Source organism: Azospira sp. I09, assembly GCF_009177135.1.
GTDB classification, from domain to species: Bacteria; Pseudomonadota; Gammaproteobacteria; order Burkholderiales; family Rhodocyclaceae; genus Azospira; species Azospira oryzae.
This window is the reverse complement of record NZ_AP021844.1, coordinates 2,879,293-2,903,890: the sequence shown is the minus strand read 5'-3', so window position 1 is coordinate 2,903,890 and position 24,598 is coordinate 2,879,293. Positions and strand designations below refer to the sequence as shown.

The window sequence follows — 24,598 nt, the reverse complement described above, 5'->3', positions numbered from 1 at the left end:
GCTTTTTTTCAGCTGACGAGACCCAGCAGCACGGCCGAGGGACGGAAGGCGATCCAGGCCGGCTGGCCCGGGGCGAAGGGTTCGGCCAGATCGGCGCCGGCGTTGGCGACGCCGGTGAGGCCGTGGCCCAGGTCCACCACGATCTCCCGCCGTTCGCCGCTTTCCTGGATGCGCTGGACGATGCCGCCGAGGCGGTTGTAGTCGGCGTAATCGCTGCCTCCGCCGCTGCCCAGCACCAGGGTGGCCGAGGCCTTGACCAGGGCCACCAGCTCCAGGCCCGGGGCCAGGCCCAGGCAGCGGGTGCTTTCCGGGGTGACGCTGGCCCGCAGCAGGCGCCCGCCGGGCAAGGCCAGCAGCACCTGGTCGAGCAGGGGGCCCTGCTCCACCGCCTGCACCCGGCCGCAGAACTGGTTGCGGGCGCTGGTGCGTACCGCCACCCGTTCCAGCAGTTGCAGGTCCCCATCGAAATGGCCGCCGCAGCGCTGGCGCAGCAGTTGCCGTTCCTCCGCCAGGGCCACCAGCACCATGGCCAGGCGCCGGCCCCGGGGCGTCAGGCGCAGGCGGCCGCCACTGCCTTCGCCACCATCCTCTGCCTCCCATTCGGCCAGGCGCTCCCCGGCCAGGTTGTTCAGTTCCTCGGCGGCACGGCGGGCCTCTCCGGCGGCCTCGGCACCCACCGCCAGGGCATCGGCCACGGCGGCCCGCTCCAGCCAGGCCAGACGGTCGTGGCCGGCGGCCACGGCAAAGGGGCCGGGAATGCCCGCCACCGGGTACAGGCGCAGGGGTGTGACCCGGTCGGGGCTCAGTTGATCGGCAATTTCGCTAACGGGCTGGTCGTTCATGGCGGCTTTCCTTCGTTATTTTTCGAATATATAACGGTTAGCAAAGCCCATGCCGGACAAGGACTTAGGGGAATTCCCCGGCAATGGCGGGAATGGGGGTGCCCCGAGGCCGGGGGCCGGGCCCCGCCTTGGGTCGCCCGGAGGACCCGGCGCCCCAGGCCAGTGCGCTCAGGCGGCGGGGGGCTGCCAGCCTTCCCAGGCCAGCCGGTCCCGGCCGCCGGCCTTGGCGGCATAGAGGGCGGCGTCGGCCCGGTGCATCATGGCCTCCAGGTCGTCCCCGGGACCGGCCAGGAGGGAGGCTCCGATGCTGACGCTGAAGGACAGTTCGCCCTGGGCCAGGGGCAGCCGCACCTGGCGCACCGCCTGCAACAGGCGCTGGCCCAGCTGGTGGGCCCCGGCCGGCGGCGTCTGCGGCAGCAGCAGGCCGAATTCCTCGCCGCCCAGGCGGCCGAAGACGTCGCTCTGGCGCAGGCCGCCGCCGATGGCGCGGACCAGGGCCTGGAGCACCTGGTCGCCCACCGGGTGGCCGTGGCTGTCGTTGATGTTCTTGAACTTGTCCGCATCGAGGATGAACAGGACCAGGGGGTGATCGTGGCGCCGGGCCAGGGCCACCAGGCGCTCGGCCTCGGCGGTGAAGGCGCGGCGGTTGAGAATACCGGTGAGGCCGTCGGTGGTGGCCAGGCGCTGCAGCTCCTCTTCCACCGCCTTGCGTTCGCTGATGTCGCGCAGGATGCCGACGAAGACCCGGCCCCCCGCCAGTTCCGTGCTGCCGATGCTCACTTCCACCGGGAATTCGCGGCCATTGGCGGCGCGGGCCAGCATCTCGCGGCCGTGGCCGGCCCCATCGACGGCATGGCCGGCGGCCGCTTCCGCCAGCAGGGCGCGGTGGATCGGCACCGTCTGCTCCGGCATGAACTCCTCCACGCTGCGGCCCAGCAGTTCCTCGGCGCGGAAACCGAAGAGCCGCTCCGCCGCCCGGTTGAATTCCAGCACCCGGCGTTCCTGGTCGAGGACGACCACCGCGTCCATGGCGGTGTCCATGAAGGTGCGGGCCTGGGCCTCGCGCTGGCGCAGTTCGGCGGTGCGCTGGGCCACCCGGGCCTCCAGGCCCTGGTTGGCTTCCCGCAGTGCCTCCAGGGCGCGGCGGCGGCGCAGCAGCTGGTGGTAGGCAAAGTAGGCCAGGGCCGCCAGGCCGATGTTGCTGCCCAGGGCGATGACCCAGTAGCTGGGCAGGCTGTCCCGCCACGGCGCCAGCACCCGGGCCTCGTCGGCGGTGGCCACCACCAGCACCGGGTAGCGCTCGGAGCGGGCAAAGGCGCCTGGCCCCACCACGTCGCCGATGACCCGGCCGTTGTCGAAGGGGCCGTGGGGTGCCGCCAGAATGGCGCGGGCCAGCCCCGGGTCGGCCAGCCAGTTGCGTTCCAGGCAGTCGGGCCCCAGGGGCAGGCAGGCCAGGGCCCGGCCGTCCTCCAGCAGCAGGTGCAGGGCGAAGCCGGGGGGCAGGTCCTCGTCTTCCAGCAGGCGGCGCAGCTGCTCCGGGTTGATGCCGCCGGCCACCACGCCGAGGAGGCGTTCGCCGTCGTTCTCGACGCGGCGGCTGACCGGGACGAAGGGTTCGTCGGAATGGGGCGAGCGCTGGGCCGGGCCGATATAGAGGCCCATCTCCCAATGACGCAGGGGAAGCTGGTAGAACGGCCATTGGGAGACGTCGTCCACGTCGCTGGCGGGGAAGCGGTCCGACAGTTCGGCGATGCGGCCATCGGTCCCGGCCAGCATCAGCCAGTTGAGGCCCGGGGTGATGGCATGGCGGCGCAGCAGCAGACGGTGCAGGTAGAGATCGGGCCGGCGGGAGAGGCCGCCGTGGGCGCCGATGGCCTCGCCGATGCCGGACAGGGTGCGGTCGTAGGTATCGAGCAACTGGTCCATGCGGCCCAGCAGCACCTTGGCGCTGGTGTGCAGGGTGGCGTGGGCCCAGGCCAGGGTTGCCTGCCGCTCGTCCTGGGCCAGGAAGTACAGGCGCAGGTCGATGCCGCATACCAGCAGCAGCACCAGGGCGATCCAGCGCCAGCTTTCCTTGATGGCCATACGACGTCTTCCCGGGAGTGGTTTTCGAGGCCAGTCTAGGGGAAACGGGGGCAAATTACAGCCCGGGGAAAACCACGGGCGCTACCCGGGGGACGCCCGGGGAAAGGCCAGCACCGTGGCGGCACCGGGCTGCACCCACTGGGCCGTCAGGGCCTCCATCCAGCGCACCAGGGGACGAGCCAGGTAGGCCGGCAGGGGCACCCGCTGCAACTGCCCGGACCACAGCCCCAGCCAGGACTGGCGCTGCCCTTCGTCCAGCTCCAGGGGGCCGTGGCGGCCCCACAGGCGGACCCAGGCAATCACCGCCCGCTGCCGCTGGCGGCCGGCCAGGCCGTGCACCACCAGCTCGGCCAGTTCGCCGGCGAGGTCGGAGAATTCATCCACCTCCAGCTGCCATACCGCCGCCAGGGGCCCGGCCTGGAGGGCTTCCGCCAGGCGCAGGCAAAGCCAGCGCAGCTCATCCTCGCCGACGGCGGCGACGATGCCGGGCAGGGGCGGCGGCAGGTGCAGTTCGGGGCAGGCCGCCCGGGGCGGCGCCTGGCTGGCCGGAGCAGGAACCATGGACGCGCCGGGCCGCCCTTTAAGCCGTCGCCGCGGCCACCGCCCGGACCGGGCCGGCGCCGATGCGATCCTCCGGGTCCAGGCGCTGCAGCTGGTCCAGGTAGGCCCGGGCTTCCTCCGGGCGCTGCTGGCGCAGCAGGGTGAAGGCCAGGGCCTTGAGGGAGAAAAGATAGAAGCGGGGCGCCGCCGCCAGGGGCTCGGCGAAGCGGGCCGGGGGCGGCGCATCCAGGGGAAAGCCGGCGGCCTGGGCGCTGGCCGCCAGGCCGGCCCGCATCCACTGTTCCGCCGCCTCGAAGTGCTGGCGGTAGAAGTGGAACTTGTACAGGGCCAGGTACACGGCGAAGTGGAAGGGGGACTGGTGATGGGCCCGGAGGATGAGGAACTCGGCCCGCCGTTCGTCGTCGCAGGCGGCGGCTTCCTGCAGCAGGGCCGCGGTGGCAGCGGGGAGGTCGCCGCAGTAGCCGGGGATGCTTTCGCCGCCGGCCGGGTCGCCGTCTTCCAGATCTAGTCCCATACTCCGGCGGGAGCCCGCAGCCGTTCCAGGGGCTCGTCGAATTCCAGATGCTGGTCGAAGATTTCCCCGGCGTCGCCGGGCTGCACGTGCTGGTACAACACCCCATCCGGGTAGACCAGGACGTGGGGGCCGCCGTCGCAGGGGCCGAGACAGCCGCAGGCGGTGACGGCAAAGCGGTCGAAGGCGTTGCGGCCGCCCAGCTCGTTGAGGAAGGCCTGCATCACCGCCTGGCCGCCGCTCTGCATGCAGCTGCCCCGGGGATGGCCGGGGGGCCGGCCCTGGGTACAGACGAAAACGTGCTTCTTGGGTTTCATGGCGCCTCCTCAGGCGGGAAGTTTGGCGATGCGTTTTTCCAGCTCGGCCACGTGCTCGCCTTCTTCGGCGGCGAATTCCTCGGCCATCAGCTTGACCCGGGGATTGCGGGTGGTGGCGGCGATGCCGGCGTAGAAGGCGTAGCTGCGCTGCTCCCCGTCCAGGGCCAGGGCCAGGGCGGAGGGCACGTCCATGAAGGCATCCACCCCGGCCCAGGCGGCGGTCTCCGGGCTGGTGCCGTCGGGCCACTGGTACTCGTGGGCCTCCAGCTTGGGCGGATGGCGGAAGCCGCCCCGCTCCGTGGCCTCGGCCAGATGCAGGCGGGAGTAGTGGGCCATCTGCTCGAAGAAGGCGGCCACTTCCGGATCGCCCAGGGTTTTCATGCCTTCGGCCAGCTCCTCGTAGCGCCGGGCGGAATCCCGCTCCAGGGTGATGGCGTGGGCGAGGAACAGATGAATGTCTTCCATTTTTGCGCTTTCTTTTTTAGCCACAGAGGGCACAGAGATCACAGAGTAAAGTCAAAACCGGCTGCCGCGCGGACCAATAAGGACGCCATTCTCCGACACCGAACGGCTGCAACGACCGCCCCTCCTGGGTCCTACGGCATGGCTCATTTCAATCCAAACCTGGGTAAAAATCCGCAGGAAACTCTGTGTTCTCTTTACCCCCTTGGGGGTGTGCCCTCTGTGGCAAAGGTTTTCCCAACCCTCAACCAAACTTGAAGAGGATGCCGAAACCGCCCCGGGGCCATTCCCATTCCAGGTTGCGGTGTTCGTCGCAGATGATGCGGCAGGTGCCGCACTCCAGACAACCGTCGGAGATCAGCACCACCTTGCCGTTGCCCTCCTGGGTGTAGCAGCCGGCGGGACAGCACACCGTGCATTGCTGCTCCTGGCACTTGTGGGTGCAGATTTCCGCGTTCTTGATCTGGATGTGGGGACGGCCCGAATCGACCCGGTAGCGGTCCTGGAACAGTTTCTCTTCGACTTTCAACATGGTCATGTCCTCCGGGTTATTCCATGGCGCGCCAGAACTTGAAGGCGTCGCCGATCAGGCCAAAGACGGAGCGGGAGGCGATGAAGCTCTTCTTGATCTCCTTTTCCTTGGTCTTCTTGTCCACCCCGTCCACCCGGATGATGGTCTGGGCCGCCTTCGACAGCAGGGTCGGGTAGGTGGTGAAGAACTGGTTGTTCTTGTGGAAGATGTCCGGCATGCGGCGGTACTTTTTCAGGTCCTTCATGACGAAGCTGTCGTCCAGCTTGGCCTTGTACTTGGAGAGGTTGGGGGCGGTGAAGGCCTTGCCCGCCTGCTTCAGTTCCACCAGGGTCTGGGCCGCCAGCATGCCGGTGGTCATGGCCAGGTTGGAGCCTTCGCGGTGGATGCCGTTGACGAACATGCCGGCATCGCCGGCGATCAGCCAGCCGTCGCCATAGACCTGGGGCACGGCGTTGTAGCCGCCTTCGGGGATCAGGTGGGCGGCGTATTCCTTCATCTCGCCGCCCTCGATCAGGGGGGCGATGGAAGGATGCTTCTTCATCTTGTCCAGCAGCTCGTAGGGCGTGGTCTTCTGCTTCTTGAAGTCTGACAGCATGCAGCCGATGCCGAGGGTGATGGATTCCTTGTTGGTGTAGAGGAAGGCGGTGCCCATCATGCCTTCGGAGATGGTGCCGGCCATTTCGATGACCACGCCCTCTTCCTCGCCGATATTGAAGCGGGCCTCGATGGTCTCCTGGGGCAGGAAGTGGATTTCCTTCACCGCCAGGGCCACGTCCTTGGGCTTGATCTCGGGATGGAAGCCGGCCTTGGTGGCCAGGCGGGAGTTCACCCCGTCGGCCAGGATCACCGCGTCGGCGTAGATTTCGCCGCCCTTGCGGTCGGTCATCACCCCCACCACCTTCTTGCCGTCCAGCAGCAGTTCGGTGACGGTGGTCTCGCAGATGGTGAGGGCACCGACCTCCCGCGCCTTCTTGCTGAACCACTGGTCGAAGTGGGCGCGGATGATGGTGTAGCGGTTGTAGGGCGGCTTGTTGAAATCCTCGGAGCGGTAGTTGGTGCCGACATAGGAATTGTCGTCCAGGATCCACACCCGCTGCTCGATGAGGTGGCGCTCCAGGGGGGCGTCGTCGCGGAAGTCGGGAATGATTTTCTCGATGGCGTCCGAGTAGAGGATGGCGCCCTGCACGTTCTTCGAGCCCGGGGTTTCGCCCCGCTCGATCTGCAGCACCTTGAGGCCGCCCTTGGCCAGGGTGTAGGCGGCGGCGTTGCCGGCCATGCCGGCGCCGACCACGATCACGTCAAATTTTTCAGCCATGGTGTTCTCCTGTTAGCCGGCTTTTTTGGCTTGCGCCAGGTGGGCCTTGAAGGCTTCGGTCAGCGCCGGAAGGATGGTCATGGCGTTGCCGACGATGCCGTAGTGGGCGAAGTCGAAAATGGGGGCGTTGGCATCGGTGTTGATGGCGATGATGACGTCGGCCCCGTCCATGCCCACCCGGTGCTGGATGGCGCCGGAGATGCCGGCGGCGATGTACAGCTTGGGCCGCACCGTCTTGCCGGACTGGCCCACCTGGCGGTCCAGCTCGGCCCAGCCGGCCTGCACCACCGGACGGGAGGCGCCCACCTCGGCCCCCAGGACCTTGGCCAGGTCCCACACCAGCTGGAAGTTCTCCGGCTTCTTCAGGCCCCGGCCGCCGGAGACGATGATGTCGGCGAAGGGCAGGTTGGGCTTGTCCCGGGTGTCGTCGGCGATGAACTCCAGCACCTTGGTGACGATGGAGGTCTCGATCATGGAGAAGGGCACGGTGACGATCTCGCCGCTGCGGCTGCCGTCGGCTTCCGGCATGGCCATCACCCGCGGGCGCACGGTGGCCATCTGGGGCCGGTGGCGCTGGGTCATGATGGTGCACAGCAGGGAGCCGCCGAAGGTGGGTCGGGTGGAAGCCAGGTTGCGGGTCTCGGTCTCGATCACCAGTTCGGTACAGTCGGCCACCAGGCCGGTGCCCAGGGTGGTGGCCACCGAGCCGGCCAGGTCCCGGCCCAGGGTGGAGGCGCCGAGCATGAGGATTTCCGGCTGGTAGGTGTTCACCAGGTCGGTGAGGGCCTTGGTGTAGGGCTCGTTGCGGTAGTCCTTCAGCACCTCGTCCTGCATCAGGTAGCACTTGTCGGCGCCGTAGGTGAAGGCCTCGCCGCAGATGCCGGCACCGCGTTCGCCGGGGCCGCACATGACCACGCCGCACAGCTGCACGCCGAGGGCGTCGGCCAGCTTGCGGCCCTCACCCAGCAGTTCCCAGGAGACCGGATGCACTTCGCCGCGCTCGCTCTCGACGACCACCCAGACGTGCTTGTAATTGACGAAGCGGGGGTCCAGTTCGACCTTTTTCTTCGCCGGCTTTTTCGGTTGTTCGCTCATGGCTGTTGTCCTCTTCCCTGGTTAACCCGCCCGCTTGGCGATTTCCTTTTCCAGCTTGGGATGCTGGGTGAACACCTTGGCCAGGAGGGTCACGGCCAGGTTCTTCGGATCGTTGTCCACCGTCTCCACCATCTCGGCCCGCTGGCTGCGGGGGCGGGGGGCGAAGACCTTGCTCACCACGGTGGGGCTGCCCTTGAGACCGATCATCTCGGCATCGTCGATACCGGCGGCTTCCCGGTTCCACACCTTGAGGTCGTAGCGGGCGGCGCGGAACAGGTCGTCCAGGTCGCCGAAGCGCATCTCGTTGGTGCCTTCAAGCATGGTGATGAGGCAGGGAGTGGCGGTCTTCAGGAGCTGCACGCCGCCCTCGGCCCGGCGCTCCACGGTGATTTCCTTCTTCTCCAGATCCAGGTCCACGATCTTGGAGACGTAGGTGAGGAGCTGATAGTCGAGACGCTTGGCTATGCCGGGGCCCACCTGGGCGGTATCGCCGTCGATGGTCTGCTTGCCGGTGAAGATCAGATCCACCGGCATGTTGCCCATGATCTTCTTGATGGTCGTGGCCAGGGCGTAGGAGGTGGCCAGGGTGTCGGAACCGGCGAAGGCCCGGTCGGACACCAGGATGGCGTCGTCGGCGCCGTAGGAAAGGCACTTGCGCAGGGCCGCCTCGGCCATGGGCGGGCCCATGGTGACCACGGTGACGGTGCCGCCGAACCTGTCCTTGAGGCGCAGGGCCTCTTCCAGGGCGAACAGGTCGTAGGGGTTGATGATGGCCGGCACCCCCTGGCGCATGATGGTGTTGGTCACCGGATGCACCCGGATCTGGGCCGAGTCCGGCACCTGCTTGATACAGACGACGCTATGCATGGCTTGCCTCTCCTAGGGAGCGGCGCAGGCTATCCACGGATACCCGCTGCACGCCCTGTTGAAACACTTTGAAAACCTTCTGCTCGATCCCGGAGGAATGAACGAAATCGGTATAGGCCCGGGCCAGCAGCTCCCGGCACTTGATGCGGCTCAGGCCCTCGTTGAGGCCCGCCAGTCCGCCTTCCCGGGCCAGGTACTGGTTGAAGCGCTTGAGGATGTGCAGGCGCGAGACGCTGACCACGGCCGGGTCGTATTCCAGGCCGAAGTAGTCGAGGAATTCCTCGGCGGTGGAGAGCTGCTGCAGTTCGTCCATCAGGGTTTCCATAGGCTTCTCCTTGTTCAGACGACATGCAGCCGGGGGGCCGGACGGCCGCTCCCCTGCATCCCTTCCAGGTAGTAACTCATCAGTTCGCGAAAGCCCGGCGGGCGCTTGAAGGCCATGGCGTAGCTGCGCACCCGGGAGAGGATGCGGCGGGCCATGCCCTCGTCGATGTCTATCCCTAAGTCCTTGTAGGCATGGATCACGGCGGTGGAGCCGGAATGCTTGCCCAGCACGATACGGTGGCCCTTGCCCACTTCCGCCGGATCGAAGGCCTGGTAGTTGGCCGGGTGCTTGGCCAGCCCATCCACATGGATGCCCGCCTCGTGGGTGAACACGTTGGCGCCGACGATGCTCTTGTTCACCGCCACCGGCCGCCCCGAAGCCTTGGCCACCAGATCGGAGATGGCCGGCAGCTGCAGGGGATCGACGCCGCTGTCGATGTCGTAGAGATGCCTGAGGGCGATCACCGACTCTTCCAGGGGCGCATTGCCTGCCCGCTCGCCGAGACCGTTCACCGTGGTGTTGATGTGGGTGGCGCCGGCAGTCACCGCGGCCAGGGTATTGGCGGTGGCCAGGCCCAGGTCGTCATGGGCGTGGATTTCGATTTCCAGGTCGCTGCGGGCCCGCAGGGCGGCGATGCGCTGGTGGGTGATGAACGGGTCCAGCACCCCCAGGGTGTCGGCAAAGCGGAAACGGCGGGCGCCGGCAGCCTGGGCCGCCTCCATGACCCGGTGCAGGAAGTCCAGGTCGGCCCGGGAGGAATCCTCGCCGCCGACGCACACCTCCAGCCCCGCCGCCCGGGCCTCGGGCACGAAGCGGCGGATGGAATCGAGCACCCAGCGGTGGTCCTTGTTCAGCTTGTGGCGGATCTGCTGGTCGGAAACGGGAATGGAGAGATTGACGATGTGGGCATTGCAGCGCCGCGTCACTTCCAGGTCGGCGGCGCACATGCGGCCCCACACCATGAGCCGGCTGGACAGCCCGAGGCCGGCGATGGCCCGGATCACTTCCTGCTCCTGCTCGCCCATGGCGGGAATGCCCACCTCCATCTCCGGCACCCCGGCCGCCGCCAGGGCCTGGGCAATGGCCAGTTTCTCCGCGGCGGTGAACGCCACCCCGGCGGTCTGTTCGCCGTCGCGCAGGGTGGTGTCGTTGATGGTGATGGTTGTCATGGCATGGCCTCTTGCCGGGGTATCAGCAATAAGGGTGCCAGAGCGTAAAACTCTCTTAATACCATTAACAATCAAGTAACTATAGATACACAGCACCCAAGTTACAAAGGATGAGAACCGACAAATGTCGGCTTTCAGACAGGCCGTATTCTTTAGGCATTCCCTACAATCAGAACCCGGCGAGACATGTCTCGCCTAGAACTGTGGCTTGAAACATTGGAGTAAATGCTTGCGCTCCACACACCGTTAAATGCAATCTAGTTGCAATTGCAACATCGTTGTGATGCAATAGATGCTCCATCATTTCCCGCCGTGCCCTTACAGATACTGGGCGCCTGAAGCCATGACCGATTCCGCCGCCGCTCCCGCCGTCCAGGCGGCCGCCGCCATCCGCGCCGCCGGCGCCCGGGTGACGCCGGCCCGGGTCCAGGTGCTGGCCCTGCTGCGGGGCGCCGCCGGGCCCCTGACCCACCTGGAGGTGGAAAAGGCCCTGGGCCCCCTGGCCGGCGACCGGGTCACCCTCTACCGGGCCCTGGACTGGCTGGTCTCCGCCGGCCTGGCGGCCAAGGCCACCGATGCCTCCCGGGTCTTCCGCTACACCGCCACCGGCCCCGCCGCCGAACACATCGCCCACGCCCATTTCCGCTGCGAAGCCTGCGGCCGCATCTTCTGCCTGGATGCGCCGCCCCCCGCCGCTCCCGAACTCCCCGCCGGCTTCCGCCTGGCCCGCATGGAAGTGGATCTCCATGGCCAGTGCCCCGCCTGCGCCGCCGCCCAGCCCTGAAAGCCGCCATGCTCAGCACCGATCCCCGTATTCCCGTCACCCTGCTCACCGGCTTCCTCGGCAGCGGCAAGACCACCCTGCTCAACCGCATCCTCAAGGAAGCCCACGGCCAGCGCATCGCCGTCATCGAAAACGAATTTGGCGAAGTGGGGGTGGACAACGACCTGCTGCTGGAAAGCGAAGAGCAGATCGTGGAGATGAACAACGGCTGCATCTGCTGCACCGTGCGCGGCGACCTCACCCGCATCCTGGGCGAGCTGGTGGCAAAGCGCGCCAGCGGCACCCTGCATTTCGACCGGGTGCTGATCGAGACCACCGGCCTGGCCGACCCGGGCCCGGTGGCCCAGACCTTCCTGGTGGAGCCGGAAGTGGCCCAGGCCTACCGCCTGGACGCCATCCTCACCCTGGTGGATGCCAAGCACGCCATGGCGCAGCTGGACCAGCACGAGATCGCCCAGGAGCAGGTGGGTTTCGCCGACCGCCTGCTGCTGACCAAGACCGATCTGGTGAGCGCCGACGAGAAGGCCGCCCTGATCGCCCGCCTGATGGACATCAACGGTCGCGCCGCCATCTACGAGACGCTCCAGGGCCAGGGCGTGGACCTGGCGGCCCTGCTGGACGTGAACAGCTTCTCCCTGGAGTCGGTGCTGGAGCGGGAGCCGGATTTCCTCGCCAGCGGCCACCACCATCACCACAACAACGCCATCAGCAGCTTCGCCTTCACCACCCACGGCGAGTTCGACCCGGCCCGCCTGGACGAATTCTTCGGCGCCCTGGTGCAGGTCTACGGCGAGGACATGCTGCGCTACAAGGGCCTCCTGGCGGTGACCGGCCAGGCCCACCAGATCATCCTGCAGGGGGTGCACATGCTGGTGGCCACCAACGTGGGCCGGCCCTGGGCCGAGAACGAGGCGCGGGAGTCGCGCATCGTCTTCATCGGCCGCAACCTGCCCCGGGACATTTTCGAGAAGGGCCTGCGCCAGTGCATCGGCAAGCCCTGGTGAGCGCTTAAACAATGGACCGCCGCGTTCCCGTCAGCGTCCTCACCGGCTTCCTCGGCGCCGGCAAGACCACCCTGCTCAACCATCTCCTGCGCCAGCCGGAGATGGCCGATACGGCCGTGCTCATCAACGAGTTTGGCGAAACCGGCCTGGACCACCATCTGGTGGAAAAGGTGGACGAGAACCTGGTGCTGCTCGACTCCGGCTGCCTCTGCTGCTCCGTGCGCGGCGACCTGGTGCGGGCCCTGAAGGACCTGGCCATGCGCGCCCAGCGGCGCGAGATCAAGGCCCTGAAGCGGGTGCTGATCGAGACCACCGGCCTGGCCGATCCGGCGCCGGTGATGCACACCCTGATGGAAGACTTCTTCATCGCCGAGCGCTACCGTACCGACGGCGTCATCACGGCGGTGGATGCCACCCATGCCGAGGGCCAGCTGTCGCGCCACTTCGAGGCGGTGAAGCAGGTCACCATGGCCGACCGCCTGCTGCTGACCAAGACCGACCTGCTCGCCGATCCCGAGGCCCTGCCGCGCCTGGAGCGCCGCCTGCAGCGCCTCAACCCGGGCGCGCCGCGCCATGTGGTGGTGCAGGGCCGGGCCGACGCCGCCTGGTTCCTCGACAGCGGCACCTTCAACGCTGCCGCCAAGGCGCCGGAAGTGGCCCGCTGGCTGGCGGAGGAAGCGGTCAAGGCGACCCGGGCCAGCGGAGTTGACCCACATAGCGGCCACGACCACGATCCCAACCGCCACGACGCTCTGGTGCACGCCTTCACCCTGCGCTTTGCCGAGCCCCTGCACTGGGGCGATTTCCTCGAAGCCCTGGACGTGCTGCTGGCCACCTGTGGCGACCGCATCCTGCGGGTCAAGGGCCTGGTGCACGTGGCCGGGGAGGCGCAGCCCCGGGTGGTGCATTGCGTGCAGCACACCCGCTACCCGACCCTGGTGCTGGATGCCTGGCCGGAAGCCGAACCCTTTAACGATCGCAGCACCCGGCTGGTGTTCATCGTGCGCAACTTCGCCAAGGACAACGTGGAGAAGGCCTTCACCATGTTCTGCGGCGGCGTCCGCGATGCCGACGGGCTGGCCGTCTAAACCGCCATGATGCCGGCGCCGCGCTGCCGCCCCCCCGCCCGCCTCGTCCGCTGGCTGGCCCTGCTGCCCCTGTTGCTGGCGGCGGTGTGGCTGCTGCACCTGGCCAGCCACCTGCAGGGCGAGGAGGGGGCCGGCCCGGTGGCCGAGTCCTGTCTCGTCTGCCTGCACCTGGGCGGCCACGCGACGCCCCTGGCGGCGACGGCTGCTCCCCTGCCCTTATCCCTGGCCGCTTTCGAGCCGGCCATCGCCAGCGAGCCCCGCTGGCGCCATCTGCCGACCCCCCTGCCGCGCCAGGGCGCCCCGCCTCGATCCTGAGCAACGAGCCATGAAGAGCCGCATCCCCCTTGCCTCTCCGGCCGGGGGCGGGCGGCCGTCGCTGTCCCGTCGTTGTCAGATTTGAATTGAGGTAGACCATGTTCACTCCCCGTTACACCCCCCTGGCCCTGGCCGTTTCGTTTGCCCTGGCCGCCGGCGCCGCCCAGGCCGCTCCCGATGCCGACGTGGCCCGGGAAATGAAGCAGATGCGCGAGCAGCTGCAGCAGATGCAGCGCGCCTACGAGCAGCGCATCGCCGCCCTGGAAGGGCGCCTGGCCCAGGCCGAAACCAAGGCCGTCAAGGCCGAGAAGACGGCGGTGGATGCCAGCGCCACCGCCGGCGAGGCCAAGGCCAGCGCCGAGAGCGCCCAGGCCTCCCGCAGCCGGGAACCGGTGCGGGCCAATGCCTTCAACCCGGAAATCTCCCTCATCCTCACCGGCACCTACAACAACCTGAAGAAGGACCCCAACAGCTACCAGATCACCGGCTTCACCCCGACCCTGGGCGAAGTGGGCCCCGGCAGCCGCAGCTTCAGCCTGGGCGAGACCGAGCTGGTGCTGAGCGCCAACGTGGACCCCAACTGGCGCGGCGTCGCCATCGCCGCCCTGAAGCCCGAAGGCGGCGTGGACATGGAAAACGCCTACATCGAGAGCCTGGGCCTGGGCCGCGGCTTCAACTTCAAGGCCGGCCGCTTCTTCTCCAGCCTCGGCTATCTCAACGAGCAGCACGCCCACGCCTGGGACTTCGTCGATGCGCCCCTGGCCTACAAGGCCTTCCTTGGCAACCAGTTCGGCCAGGACGGGGTGCAGCTGCGCTGGCTGGCACCCACCGAGACCTTCCTCGAGATCGGCGCCGAAGCCGGCCGCGGCCAGTCCTTCCCCAGCACCGACCGCAACAAGAACGGCACCACCACCGGCGTCCTCTTCGCCCACCTAGGCGGCGACGTGGGCCCCAGCAACGCCTGGCGCGCCGGCCTCTCCTACCTGGGCACCTCGCCCAAGGACCGTACCTACCAGGACACGGACAGCCTGGGGGCGGCGGTGGACGACACCTTCAGCGGCAAGAGCCGCCTGTGGATTCTGGACGGGGTGTGGAAGTGGGCGCCCAACGGCAACCCCAGCGTCACCAACTTCACCCTCCAGGGCGAGTACTTCCGCCGCACCGAAAGCGGCACCCTGGCCAGCAACTCGGCCGCCGGCGCCTGCGGCGGCGATTGCAGCGGCAGCTACGAGAGCAAGCAGTCCGGCTGGTACCTGCAAGGGGTGTACCAGTTCATGCCGCGCTGGCGCGCCGGCCTGCGCCACGACCGCCTCGATTACGGCACGGTGGACATCGGCCTGGCGAAGAACGGCATCCTCAGCGGTTCCGACTTCCCGGTCATGGCCAGCCACAACCCGACCCGCAACAGCGTCATGTTCGACTACAGCCCCAGCGAGTTCTCCCGCTTCCGCGTGCAGCTGGCGCGGGACCAGTCCGGGCTGGGGGAAACGGACAACCAGGTGTTCCTGCAATACATCCAGAGTCTGGGCACCCACGGCGCCCACAAATTCTAAAAACCACGCTGGCACCGGCGATGCGTCGTTGCTTGGGGCCTTGTGTGCAAGAGCACACGGCGGCTCCTCGCGCCTAGCCTCGCCGGCACCAGCGTGGTTTTCAAGGTGATCTGAATTTTTTGGCGGAGTGGGTTTTGCCCCTTCGCCGGCTGAAAGGAATTTCCATGCAACGACTGATTGTTTTACTGCTCCTGGCTTTCACCCTGCCGGCCCAGGCGGCGCTCAATGTGCTGGCCACGGTGCCCGAATGGGCGGCCCTGGTGAAGGAGATCGGCGGCGACAAGGTCAATGTGGTGGCCGCCACCAACGGCCTGCAGGACCCCCACCGCATCGAGGCCAAGCCCTCCCTCATCGCCCGGGGCCGCAATGCCCAGCTGCTGGTGGCCACCGGCGCCGAGCTGGAGGTGGGCTGGCTGCCCCTGGTGCAGCGGGAGTCGGGCAATCCGGCGATCCAGAGCGGCCAGCCCGGCTATTTCGAGGCGGCCCGCTACGTCACCCTGCGCGAAGTGCCGGCGGTGCTGGACCGCTCCCACGGTGACGTCCATGCCGGCGGCAATCCCCACATCCAGACCGATCCGCGCCTCTACCTGAAAATCGGCGAGGCCCTGGCCGAGCGCCTGGCCCTGCTGGACCCGGCCCAGGCCCAGGCCTACCAGGCCGGCTACCGCAGCTTCGCCGAACGCTGGAAGGCCGCCATCGCCCGCTGGGAAGCCAAGGCCGCCCCGCTCAAGGGCGTGCCGGTACTGGTGCAGCACGACGCCTTCCCCTACCTCAATGCCTGGCTCGGCCTGAAGCAGGTCGGCGTGCTGGAGCAGAAGCCGGGCATGGAACCGTCTTCCGGCTACCTGGCGGAAGTGCTGGCGCGGCAGCAGCACAACCCGGGGCGCATGGTCCTGCGGCCCGCTTACCAGTATGATGCCCCCTCCCGCTGGATCGCCGACAAGGCCGGCATCCCCTCCGTGATCCTGCCCTTCACCGTGGGCGGCACGGCCGAGGCCAAGGACCTGTTCTCCCTTTTCGACGACACGGTGAACCGCCTCCTGGCCGCCCTGCGCTGAACCCTCCATGCCCACTGCCTCCGCCCATCCCCTGCTCAGCGTTGCCGCCCTCGTCGCCGGCTACGGCCGGCCCGTGGTGGGGCCGGTGGATTTCACCCTGGCCCGGGGCGAGGTGCTGGGGCTGGCGGGGCCCAACGGTTCGGGCAAGAGCACCCTGCTCTCGGTCCTGGCCGGCGCCGGCCGGCGTTTTGCCGGCAGCGTGGACCTGGCGCCGGGGGTGGAAATCTCCTGGCAGACCCAGCGCCAGCCGGCAGTGGCCGGCATCCCCCTCAACGGCCGGGAGCTGCTGGCCCTTACCGGCGCCAGCGCTGCCGGCCTGCCGCCCTGGCTGGCGGCCCGCCTGGAGGAGCGCCTGGACCGGCTTTCCGGCGGCCAGCTGCAGTTCCTGCACCTGTGGGCCTGCCTGCAGGCGCCGGCGGACGTGATCCTGCTCGACGAACCCACCAACAACCTGGACCCCCAGGGCGTGGCCGCCCTGGGGGCCGCCATCGCCGCCCGGGCGGCGGCCGGCGCCGGCATCGTCCTGGTCAGCCACGACGACGATTTCGTCGCCGCCGCCTGCCAGCGGGTGGTGCGCCTGCCGGGAGGGCCGCGGCCATGAACCTGGAACTGCTGTCCGACCCCCTCTTTCTCTGGCCCTGCCTCACCGGCTTGGTCTTCGCCCTGCTGCTACCCCTCTGCGGCGCCTACCTGCGCCTGCGCGGCGAGTGGCTGGCGGCCCTCTCCTACGCCCAGATGGCGGCTGCCGGCAGCCTTTCGGCGGCAGCCCTGGCCCTGCCCCTGGTCCTGGGCGGGCCGGCTGCGGCCTTCCTGGCGGCGGCGGTGAAAAACGCCTTCGAGGAGGCGGCCGAAGCCACCCGGGGCGCCGCCTACGCCATGCTGCTGCTGGCCGGCTGGGGCACGGCGGTGCTGCTGGCGGCCAACCTGCCCCTGGCCGAGCGCCTGGGCCATGCCCTCTTCGACGGCCAGCTCTATTTCACCGACCGCAGCCATTTCCTCGCCGCCCTGGGCGCCTTCGCCGTGGCCGTGCCCCTGCTGCGCTGGCTCTCCCGGCCCCTGCTGCTGTCCCATTTCTACCCGGATTTCTACCGGGCCCGGGGCCGCTCCAGCCGCCGCCTGCACCTGGCCTTCGACCTGGTGGTGGCCGGCGTCCTGGCCCTGGCCACCACCAGCGTCGGCGTCATGGCCGCCTTCGCCCTGGTCTTCATCCCGCCCCTGGCCGCCGCCCCCTGGGCCCGCAGCTGGCGTGCCGCCCTGTGGCTGGGCGCCCTCCTGGGCGGCCTGGCTCACCTGCTGGCCTTCGCCCTGGCCCTGGTCCTGGATCAGCCCTTCGGCCCGGTACTGGCCCTGCTGCTGGTTCTCCTGGGGGCCGCCAGCGCCCTGCTGGCGCGCGGCTTTCCCCGGATTGCGGCATGACGGCGTAGTGTGATAAAAGTCATAAGCTAGTCGTTATATACTGCTGCGGCGTTTTGCTGCCCACTGAAAGCAGGCCATGATTTTCTCGCTGTTCAAGAAGAGTCGCGAAGACAACAAGGTTCCCGAAGCCCGCATGGTCAAGGTGCCGGCGCCGACCCCGGCCGCCGCGCCCCAGCCCGCCGGGGCTCCTGCCGCGCCCGCCGCCGCGCCCCTCGAAACTCCCTCCAAGGCCGCCCCGGCCGTGGATTCCATGTCCCTGGACTTCACCGGCTTCTCCCTCGGCGACCTGGAGTCCGGCGGCATCGAGCTGGATAACGAAAGCGATCCCCTGGAAGCCGTGGTGGAACAGGCCGCCGTGCTCTACGCCAACGGCCAGGAAGGTGTCGCCAAGGCCACCCTGGAAGACGCGGTGGGCCGCTACCGTTCCGGCCCCACGGCCATCCGCCTGTGGATGATGCTGTTCGATTTCTACCAGCTGCACGGCGACAAGGCCGCCTTCGAAAACCTGGAACTGGATTTCGCCCGCATTTTCGAGCGATCCCCGCCGGCCTGGTGCGATACCAAGAAGGCCGAGGCGGTGGTGGCCGGCGGCACGCCCACCACCCTCTTCAAGGGCGCCATGGAAGGCAGCAACCACGCCGCTTTCGGCATCCTGGCCGATGCCCTGGAGAAGAACCAGAAGCAGCGCCTGGACCTGTCCAAGGTGCAGCAGCTGGACGATGCCGGGGCCGAGCGCTTCCTCAAACTGTTGCAGCAGTCGGCCAAGCGCAAGCAGGTGCTGGAACTGGCCGGCATCGAGGCCCTGGAAGGCCTGCTGGCCGCTGCCGCGGTCACCGGCAAGGCCGAAAATCCCCAGTGCTGGCTGCTGCAGCTGGAACTGCTGCAACGGGCCGGCCGCCAGGAACAGTTCGAGGAGCGGGCGGTGGATTACGCCGTCACCTTCGAAGTGTCGCCCCCCTCCTGGGACCCGGCCCGGGTCCAGGCCACCCCGGTGGCCGCCGCCCAGTGTCCGGACTGTACGGACGGTAGCGAGGGCGACGAGGCCTACCGTCTCAGCGGCGAACTGAAAAACGCCCGCTTCAACGACCTCAAGGATTTCGCCGAAAGCCGGGACCCGGTGGTCCTGGATTTCACCGCCGTGGTGCGCATCGACTTCGTCAGCGCCGGCGCCCTGGTGAATATGCTGACCCCCTGCAAATCCGCCGGCAAGGCGGTCATCATCCGCAACACCAACCGCCTGGTGTTCGAGCTGCTGGCGGTGGTGGGGGTCAATGCGGTGGCCCGCATCGAGCCTGCCCGCAAGTGAATTGGCAGCCTGCCGCCCCGCCGTGGCGCGGGCGGCAGCGCATTTCCCCTTCTTTCCCGAACTGAAGAAACCGCATGGAACAGTATCACGGCACCACCATCCTCTCGGTGCGCCGCGGCGCCTCCGTCGCCATGGGCGGCGACGGCCAGGTGACCCTGGGCAACATCGTCGTCAAGGCCACGGCGCGCAAGGTGCGCCGCCTCTACAACGACCGCATCCTGGCCGGCTTTGCCGGCGGCACCGCCGACGCCTTCACCCTCTTCGAGCGCTTCGAGGCCAAGCTGGAAAAGCACCAGGGCAACCTGGTCCGCTCCGCCGTGGAGCTGGCCAAGGACTGGCGCAGCGACCGGGCCCTGCGCCGGCTGGAGGCCATGCTCTCCGTCGCCGACCGGGAGTCCTCCCTCATCATCACCGGCAACGGCGACGTGCTGGAACCGGAGTACGGCATCGTCGCCATCGGTTCCGGTGGCGCCTACGCCCAGTCCGCCGCCCGGGCCCTGATCGAGAACACCGAGCTGGCCCCCGGCGACGTGGTGCGCAAGTCCCTGGAGATCGCCGGCGACCTGTGCATCTACACCAACCGCAATTTCACCATCGAGACCCTGGAGTAAGGACGCCATGACCCAGATGACTCCCCAGGAAATCGTGCACGAGCTGGACAAGCACATCGTCGGTCAGGCCCAGGCCAAGAAGGCCGTGGCCATCGCCCTGCGCAACCGCTGGCGCCGCTCCCAGGTGGAAGAGGGCCTGCGCCACGAGATCACGCCGAAGAACATCCTCATGATCGGCCCCACCGGCGTCGGCAAGACCGAGATCGCCCGCCGCCTGGCGCGCCTGGCCAACGCCCCCTTCATCAAGATCGAGGCCACCAAGTTCACCGAGGTGGGCTATGTGGGCCGGGACGTGGACACCATCATCCGCGACCTCATGGAGACCGCCATCAAGGGCCAGCGCGAGCAGGCCATGAAGCGGGTGCGGGCCCGGGCCGAAGACGCGGCCGAGGACCGGGTCCTCGACGCCCTGCTGCCCCCCGCCCGGGGTGCCGGCTTCTTCAACGAGAACCAGGGCAGCAGCGAGGATTCCACCACCCGCCAGAAATTCCGCAAGAAGCTGCGGGAGGGGGAGCTGGACGACAAGGAAATCGACATCGAGGTGGCCGCCCCCGGCATGCAGGCGGAGATTTTTGCGCCGCCGGGCATGGAGGAGCTGACCAGCCAGATCCAGGGCATGTTCCAGAGCATGGGCACGGCCCGCAAGAAGTCGCGCAAGCTGAAGATTCCCGAAGCCATGAAACTGCTGGTGGAGGAAGAGGCGGCCAAGCTGGTCAATGACGAGGAAGTGAAGCTGGAAGCCCTGAAGAACGTGGAGCAGAACGGCATCGTCTTCCTCGACGAGATCGACAAGATCGCCTCCCGCTCCGACGCCCACGGCGCCGACGTCTCCCGCCAGGGCGTGCAGCGGGACCTCCTGCCCCTGGTGGAAGGCACTACCGTGTCCACCAAGTACGGCATGGTCAAGACCGACCACATCCTCTTCATCGCCAGCGGCGCCTTCCACCTGGCCAAGCCGTCGGACCTGATCCCCGAGCTGCAGGGCCGCCTGCCCATCCGGGTGGAGCTGGATTCCCTCTCCGTCTCCGATTTCGAGCAGATCCTGACCCAGACCGACGCCTGCCTGACGCGCCAGTACCAGGCCCTGCTCGGCACCGAGGGCCTCAAGCTGGAATTCACCGCCGACGGCATCAAACGCCTGGCGGAGATCGCCTACTCGGTCAATGAAAAGACCGAGAACATCGGCGCCCGCCGCCTGTACACGGTCATGGAAAAGCTGCTGGAGGAAGTCTCCTTCACCGCCGGCAAGTCCGGCGCCGAGACCCTCACCGTGGACGGCGCCTACGTGGATGCCCGCCTGGGCGAACTGTCCCGGGACGAGGACCTCTCCCGCTACGTGCTGTAAGAAGCGGGGCGGCGGCAGGCCGCCCCGGCGCCCCCCACCTAGGGGCAACCCTGATGGCCGCCCCGCCCGGGCCGCCGTTACACTCTCCCGGAACCCCGCCCTGGAGCCGGCATGCTGCTGCGCATCGTCGCCATCGTCTTTCCCCTCTTCGCCATCGTCTTCTTCGGCTGGCTCTACGGCCGCAAGAAGCAGCCGGACATGGCCTTTGCCAACCAGCTCAACATGGAAGTGTTCGTGCCGGCCCTGGTCTTCGCCGCCATGGCCGACAAATCCTTCGACCTGGCCGCCAACTGGGGCCTGGCCGTAGGCGCCGTGGTGGGCGTGGTCGGCTCCGGCCTCGCCGGCTGGGGCCTGGCCCGTCTGCTGGGCAGCGCCCCCAAGACCTTCGTGCCGCCCATGATGTTCAACAACTGCGGCAACCTGGGCCTGCCCCTGGCGGTACTGGCCTTCGGCGACGGGGCCCTGGCCCCCATGGTGGTGCTGTTCATGGTCTCCAACCTGCTGCACTTCTCCTTCGGCGCCTGGCTGCTCGACCACCACACCCGTCTGGCCAACCTGTGGCGCATTCCCGTGGTGCTGGCCAGTCTGGCCGGCCTGGCGGTGAGCCTGCTGCACATTCCCATCTGGCCGCCCCTGAAGCTGGCCATCAAGATGCTGGGCGACGTCTCCATTCCCCTGCTGCTCTTTTCCCTCGGCGTGCGCCTGGCCGGCTCCAGCCTGTCGGCGGTGCGGGTCGGCCTGTGGGGCGCCCTGGCCCGGCCCCTGGTGGGCCTGCTGCTGGCCTACGCCACCGCCCTGGCCTTGGGCCTGGAAGGGCAGCAGAAAGCCCTGCTGGTGATCTTCGGCGCCCTGCCGCCGGCCGTGCTCAACTACGTCTTCGCCGAACGCTATCGCCAGGAGCCGGACCAGGTGGCCTCCATCGTCCTGCTCGGCAACCTGGCCGCCCTCCTGTTCCTGCCCCTGGCCCTGGCCCTGGTGTTGCCTTAAGGATGCCGGAGCTTCACTGTACGTATCCGATCTACCTTAAGCAGCGACTCGATGGCCATCCACCCTCACCCGCCAGACGTCCAATATCAGGCAAGCTTGCCGCCTACCCCTGCCCCGGCTATCCTCCGCCCCGGCGGTCGGTGTACCGCCACCATTTTTCAGCGGCCAGGCCGCTTTTAAGCTGCGGTGCCATCCCCATCGCGGCGGCTTTGTTTTAGGGAGTCTGTCATGTCCTTTTCCCGTCGTAACTTCCTGGCGACTGCCGGTGCCCTGGGCGCAGGTGTCGTCTCCCGGGCCCATGCCGGCAACCTGGTGTTGCCCTCCCTCGGCGCCGAACTGCTGCCGCCGCCCAAGGGCAAGCGCGTCGTCGTCTGCGGCGGCGGCTGGGGTGGCCTCACCGTGGCCCGCTACCTGCGCAAGCTGGACCCTTCCGTCGAAGTGGTGCTGATCGAACGCAACCCGGTGTTCTGGTCCTGTCCCATGAGCAACAAGTGGCTGGTGGACATCGTCGGCACCGACCTGCTGGTGCACGACTACCTGACCGTGGCGAAGAAATTCGGCTACCAGTTCCTGCAGTCCGAGATCGTCGGCATCGAGCGGGACAAGAAGAAGGTCATCACCGGCCAGGGCGCCATCGGCTACGACTACCTGGTGCTGGCCCCCGGCATCCGTTACCAGTACGAAGCCTGGTTCGGCGACGACCGCAAGACCATCAACTACACCAAGGCCAACTACCCGGCGGCCTACATCCCCAGCGCCGAGCACATCACCCTGAAGAAGAAGCTGCACAACTTCAAGGGCGGCGACTTCGTCACCGTGCTGCCGCCCCCGCCCCACCGCTGCCCGCCCTCCCCCTACGAGCGGGTGTGCATGATGGCTTGGCACCTGAAGCAGCACAAGATTCCCGGCCGCATCGTCCTGCTCGACCCCAAGCCGGCTCCCACCCCCATCGGCATCGGCTTCAAGCAGGCCTTCGACGAGCTGTACAAGAACCAGGTGCTGTACGTGCCCAACGCCACGGTGAAGGAGGTGGACCCGTACAACAAGCAGGTAAAGACCGCCGCCGGCGACTTCAAGTTCGAAGACGCCATCCTCATGGCGCCCCACCGGGCCGGCGACCTGGTATGGATGGCCGACCTCATCGGCCAGGACGACAAGGGCCAGGCCACCGGCTGGGCCGACCAGCACAACGTGGGCCTGCACAGCGCCAAGGACCCCAATGTGTGGATCATCGGCGACGCCGTGGGCAAGGCCTCGGAACTGTTCGGCTGGTACCCCAAGAGCGGCCACGTGGCCAACCGCCTGGGCCGCATCGCCGCCCGCCAGATCGTGAACCGCATGCAGGGCAAGGCCTTCGACAAGCTGCTGCCGGACAACCTGTGCTACATGTTCGTCAACGGCAACCCCATCGAGGCCATCCTGGTGGACTTCCAGTACAAGTTCAACTCCGAGGGCAAGATCGTGCAGACGGTGAAGGAATACCACGAGCACGACGTCAACCTGGCCAAGGAAGACTTCGTCTGGTTCGAAGGCATGGCGGAGGATTTTCTGGATCGGGGGTGACGCTCAGCCGGTTCGCAGCAACAAAAAAGGCGCGGATATCCGCGCCTTTTTTGTTGGAGACTTTGGGCGTGTTCCAGTTGAGCACTCTAACGTTCAAGGTGAGCGGCGGTGACTGAGCGAAGCGAAGGAACGAACTCCGCCGGTAGGCGGAGCGTCCGTTCGACCACAGGGTTGGGCCTCCCGCTACCAATACGAGGGCTGTTTGTCGGTTCTATAGGTATTTGTCGTTCCATTGAGCAGGTGCGGATGCACATGGAGATAATCCCACGCGATGTCGCTGATGTTATGCGCAAAACCATCAAGCATATTGCCGAGAGAGGCAGAACGATAAATGATTCCCTCGGTTACGAGTTCTTGTACGACGCCGTCGTCGATGCGGAGCGAGTTGGCGCGAGTCTGCTCAGAAAAGTAGTACCGAAGAATTTGCTTTTCATCTTCGGTCAAACGATTCAGTCGATCGGTTACGCGCCGATAGAACTTGCGACCTCTCCATTTCCGTTTCACGGACGCTACGAGGTCTGCCGCGACGGACACGGCGAAGAGAGAGACGGTAGCCACGAGCGTAAGACCGAGCATCGGGCGGTTGTCCTGTGCAAACTGAAACACGCCGATGAACTTGAGAAATTCCTCTCCGGAAAAGAGAAGAATTGCAGCCATGACACCAAGAGCTATCAAGTAGCGTGGTGCGAGCTTGAGGAACTCAAGAAACGTCTTTGCGGCTTCAGCAAGCATATTGAGATGCCCAACGTGAAAGTAAGCGGACGCCGGAGCGCGATAGCGCGGAGGAAACCTGCAAGCGCAGCTTGCAGGCGGTTCGCTTGACTGTAGGGTTAGGTCTAGCAGACATCGATAATGCGAACTGCGTCAATGCTTTCAATTTTGTTGAGGCCATTCGTCTTGGCAGTAATGGATACGGAGTTTCGGATGCAGATCGTACTGGATTCAATGATTGAGCATTGCAGGGGTTGGCCTATTGGGCTTTGAATGCAACTTCCACCGAGCTTTTTAACGTAGTCTTTTAGACTCTCCGAATCTGTTCCGGACGGAAATCTGCCGTTCAAAGCACTGGCTAGTGCGGGAAATGGTCGCACAGGCGTCTTAACTTGACTGGGAGGCGCACTCTCAGGGTAAAGCGTTTCCATGGCTATTCGTTCTCGGTTGTCTTCTCCAAGCGCCGAGCATCCAGAAAAAATAAGAGCAAAAAATATGAGCGCGAATAATTTCATAAGAGACCTAACTAGTACTAGACGACAAGTACGTCCAATAAAACGTCGGGGTGTCCAATAAGCAGGGATACCGGACAGGCGGAAAGCCAATAACCATGCGGCGCTCCATCCCCTTATTACTTATTCGCATAATTCTCCTCACGTACAAACCGGACATTCCTGACAACAAAATCATACGTCATGCTCCGGTCTTTCCCCAAGCCGCCCATACTCCCCATTAGCACCGCCGATAGGCAGCACCAGATCGATGGCCTCACTCCT

Annotated in this window: 26 protein-coding genes; 13 read left to right on the top strand and 13 right to left on the bottom strand. The window is 67.0% G+C overall.

Translation table 11 applies throughout. The features are described 5' to 3' along the window. Positions 1-8: 8 nt before the first annotated feature. From AZSP09_RS13540 to nifV, 12 genes are all read right to left on the bottom strand, one after another. Positions 9-842, bottom strand: coding sequence for a TOBE domain-containing protein (locus AZSP09_RS13540; RefSeq protein ID WP_152090330.1), 834 nt, complete (start codon positions 840-842; stop codon positions 9-11). Positions 843-1,010: 168 nt separating this feature from the next. Further along, positions 1,011-2,927, bottom strand: a complete 1,917-nt coding sequence (locus AZSP09_RS13535; RefSeq protein WP_152090329.1) for a sensor domain-containing diguanylate cyclase — start codon at positions 2,925-2,927, stop codon at positions 1,011-1,013. 81 nt (positions 2,928-3,008) lie between these two features. Continuing rightward, on the bottom strand, positions 3,009-3,488 hold the full coding sequence (locus tag AZSP09_RS13530; protein ID WP_152090328.1) for a hypothetical protein: 480 nt from the start codon (positions 3,486-3,488) through the stop codon (positions 3,009-3,011). A gap of 19 nt (positions 3,489-3,507) precedes the next feature. After that, positions 3,508-4,002 carry a hypothetical protein gene (locus tag AZSP09_RS13525; RefSeq protein WP_152090327.1) on the bottom strand — a complete coding sequence of 165 codons (495 nt, stop codon included), beginning with the start codon at positions 4,000-4,002 and terminating at the stop codon, positions 3,508-3,510. Continuing rightward, on the bottom strand, positions 3,993-4,316 hold the full coding sequence (locus tag AZSP09_RS13520) for a (2Fe-2S) ferredoxin domain-containing protein (RefSeq protein ID WP_014235682.1): 324 nt from the start codon (positions 4,314-4,316) through the stop codon (positions 3,993-3,995). Before AZSP09_RS13520 ends, AZSP09_RS13525 begins: the two co-directional genes overlap by 10 nt. Positions 4,317-4,325: 9 nt before the next feature. Continuing rightward, positions 4,326-4,781 (bottom strand): ferritin-like domain-containing protein, encoded by a 456-nt coding sequence (locus AZSP09_RS13515; RefSeq protein WP_014235683.1) that lies wholly within the window; start codon positions 4,779-4,781, stop codon positions 4,326-4,328. A 241-nt stretch (positions 4,782-5,022) separates the two neighbouring features. Beyond that, on the bottom strand, positions 5,023-5,310 hold the full coding sequence (locus AZSP09_RS13510) for a ferredoxin family protein (protein WP_152090326.1): 288 nt from the start codon (positions 5,308-5,310) through the stop codon (positions 5,023-5,025). Positions 5,311-5,326: 16 nt separating this feature from the next. Further along, positions 5,327-6,625: an FAD-dependent oxidoreductase gene (locus AZSP09_RS13505; RefSeq protein ID WP_014235685.1), complete on the bottom strand. Its 1,299-nt coding sequence runs from the start codon at positions 6,623-6,625 to the stop codon at positions 5,327-5,329. Positions 6,626-6,637: 12 nt separating this feature from the next. Then, complete coding sequence (locus tag AZSP09_RS13500) at positions 6,638-7,720, bottom strand: electron transfer flavoprotein subunit alpha/FixB family protein (protein ID WP_130459778.1); 1,083 nt, start codon at positions 7,718-7,720, stop codon at positions 6,638-6,640. 21 nt (positions 7,721-7,741) lie between these two features. After that, positions 7,742-8,587: an electron transfer flavoprotein subunit beta/FixA family protein gene (locus tag AZSP09_RS13495; RefSeq protein ID WP_130459777.1), complete on the bottom strand. Its 846-nt coding sequence runs from the start codon at positions 8,585-8,587 to the stop codon at positions 7,742-7,744. Next, positions 8,580-8,912, bottom strand: a complete 333-nt coding sequence (nifW, locus tag AZSP09_RS13490; RefSeq protein ID WP_014235688.1) for a nitrogenase stabilizing/protective protein NifW — start codon at positions 8,910-8,912, stop codon at positions 8,580-8,582. Before nifW ends, AZSP09_RS13495 begins: the two co-directional genes overlap by 8 nt. Before the next feature lie 14 nt (positions 8,913-8,926). Beyond that, positions 8,927-10,081 (bottom strand): homocitrate synthase, encoded by a 1,155-nt coding sequence (gene nifV / locus AZSP09_RS13485; RefSeq protein WP_152090325.1) that lies wholly within the window; start codon positions 10,079-10,081, stop codon positions 8,927-8,929. Between the two features lie 343 nt (positions 10,082-10,424). Here nifV and AZSP09_RS13480 point away from each other — a divergent pair, with 343 nt between their 5' ends. From AZSP09_RS13480 to AZSP09_RS13420, 13 genes are all read left to right on the top strand, one after another. After that, complete coding sequence (locus tag AZSP09_RS13480; RefSeq protein ID WP_152090324.1) at positions 10,425-10,865, top strand: Fur family transcriptional regulator; 441 nt, start codon at positions 10,425-10,427, stop codon at positions 10,863-10,865. Between the two features lie 8 nt (positions 10,866-10,873). After that, positions 10,874-11,869 (top strand): CobW family GTP-binding protein, encoded by a 996-nt coding sequence (locus tag AZSP09_RS13475; protein WP_152090323.1) that lies wholly within the window; start codon positions 10,874-10,876, stop codon positions 11,867-11,869. A gap of 11 nt (positions 11,870-11,880) precedes the next feature. Then, positions 11,881-12,957, top strand: a complete 1,077-nt coding sequence (locus tag AZSP09_RS13470; RefSeq protein ID WP_152090322.1) for a CobW family GTP-binding protein — start codon at positions 11,881-11,883, stop codon at positions 12,955-12,957. Between the two features lie 6 nt (positions 12,958-12,963). Then, positions 12,964-13,272: a hypothetical protein gene (locus AZSP09_RS13465; RefSeq protein ID WP_152090321.1), complete on the top strand. Its 309-nt coding sequence runs from the start codon at positions 12,964-12,966 to the stop codon at positions 13,270-13,272. Between the two features lie 98 nt (positions 13,273-13,370). Continuing rightward, the gene (locus AZSP09_RS13460) at positions 13,371-14,825 is read left to right on the top strand and encodes a hypothetical protein (protein WP_014235697.1); all 1,455 of its coding nucleotides are present in this window, start codon (positions 13,371-13,373) and stop codon (positions 14,823-14,825) included. 164 nt (positions 14,826-14,989) lie between these two features. Continuing rightward, on the top strand, positions 14,990-15,883 hold the full coding sequence (locus AZSP09_RS13455; RefSeq protein ID WP_014235696.1) for a metal ABC transporter substrate-binding protein: 894 nt from the start codon (positions 14,990-14,992) through the stop codon (positions 15,881-15,883). 7 nt (positions 15,884-15,890) lie between these two features. Continuing rightward, positions 15,891-16,484, top strand: a complete 594-nt coding sequence (locus AZSP09_RS13450; protein ID WP_152090320.1) for an ATP-binding cassette domain-containing protein — start codon at positions 15,891-15,893, stop codon at positions 16,482-16,484. Beyond that, the gene (locus AZSP09_RS13445; RefSeq protein WP_130459774.1) at positions 16,481-17,299 is read left to right on the top strand and encodes a metal ABC transporter permease; all 819 of its coding nucleotides are present in this window, start codon (positions 16,481-16,483) and stop codon (positions 17,297-17,299) included. Before AZSP09_RS13450 ends, AZSP09_RS13445 begins: the two co-directional genes overlap by 4 nt. 76 nt (positions 17,300-17,375) lie before the next feature. After that, positions 17,376-18,605 carry an STAS domain-containing protein gene (locus AZSP09_RS13440; RefSeq protein ID WP_014235693.1) on the top strand — a complete coding sequence of 410 codons (1,230 nt, stop codon included), beginning with the start codon at positions 17,376-17,378 and terminating at the stop codon, positions 18,603-18,605. A 74-nt stretch (positions 18,606-18,679) separates the two neighbouring features. Further along, positions 18,680-19,216 carry an ATP-dependent protease subunit HslV gene (gene hslV, locus AZSP09_RS13435; RefSeq protein ID WP_130459775.1) on the top strand — a complete coding sequence of 179 codons (537 nt, stop codon included), beginning with the start codon at positions 18,680-18,682 and terminating at the stop codon, positions 19,214-19,216. Between the two features lie 7 nt (positions 19,217-19,223). Continuing rightward, a complete protein-coding gene (hslU, locus tag AZSP09_RS13430; protein ID WP_014235691.1) occupies positions 19,224-20,561 on the top strand; it encodes an ATP-dependent protease ATPase subunit HslU in 1,338 nt (445 codons plus the stop codon). A 111-nt stretch (positions 20,562-20,672) separates the two neighbouring features. Then, positions 20,673-21,548, top strand: a complete 876-nt coding sequence (locus AZSP09_RS13425; RefSeq protein ID WP_014235690.1) for an AEC family transporter — start codon at positions 20,673-20,675, stop codon at positions 21,546-21,548. 228 nt (positions 21,549-21,776) lie between these two features. Continuing rightward, positions 21,777-23,111: an FAD-dependent oxidoreductase gene (locus AZSP09_RS13420; protein ID WP_152090319.1), complete on the top strand. Its 1,335-nt coding sequence runs from the start codon at positions 21,777-21,779 to the stop codon at positions 23,109-23,111. A gap of 183 nt (positions 23,112-23,294) precedes the next feature. On the opposite strand, the gene AZSP09_RS13415 is transcribed toward AZSP09_RS13420, so the two are convergent. Continuing rightward, entirely contained in the window at positions 23,295-23,843 is a 549-nt protein-coding gene (locus AZSP09_RS13415) for a superinfection exclusion B family protein (protein ID WP_152090318.1), read from the bottom strand. Positions 23,844-24,598: the final 755 nt, after the last annotated feature.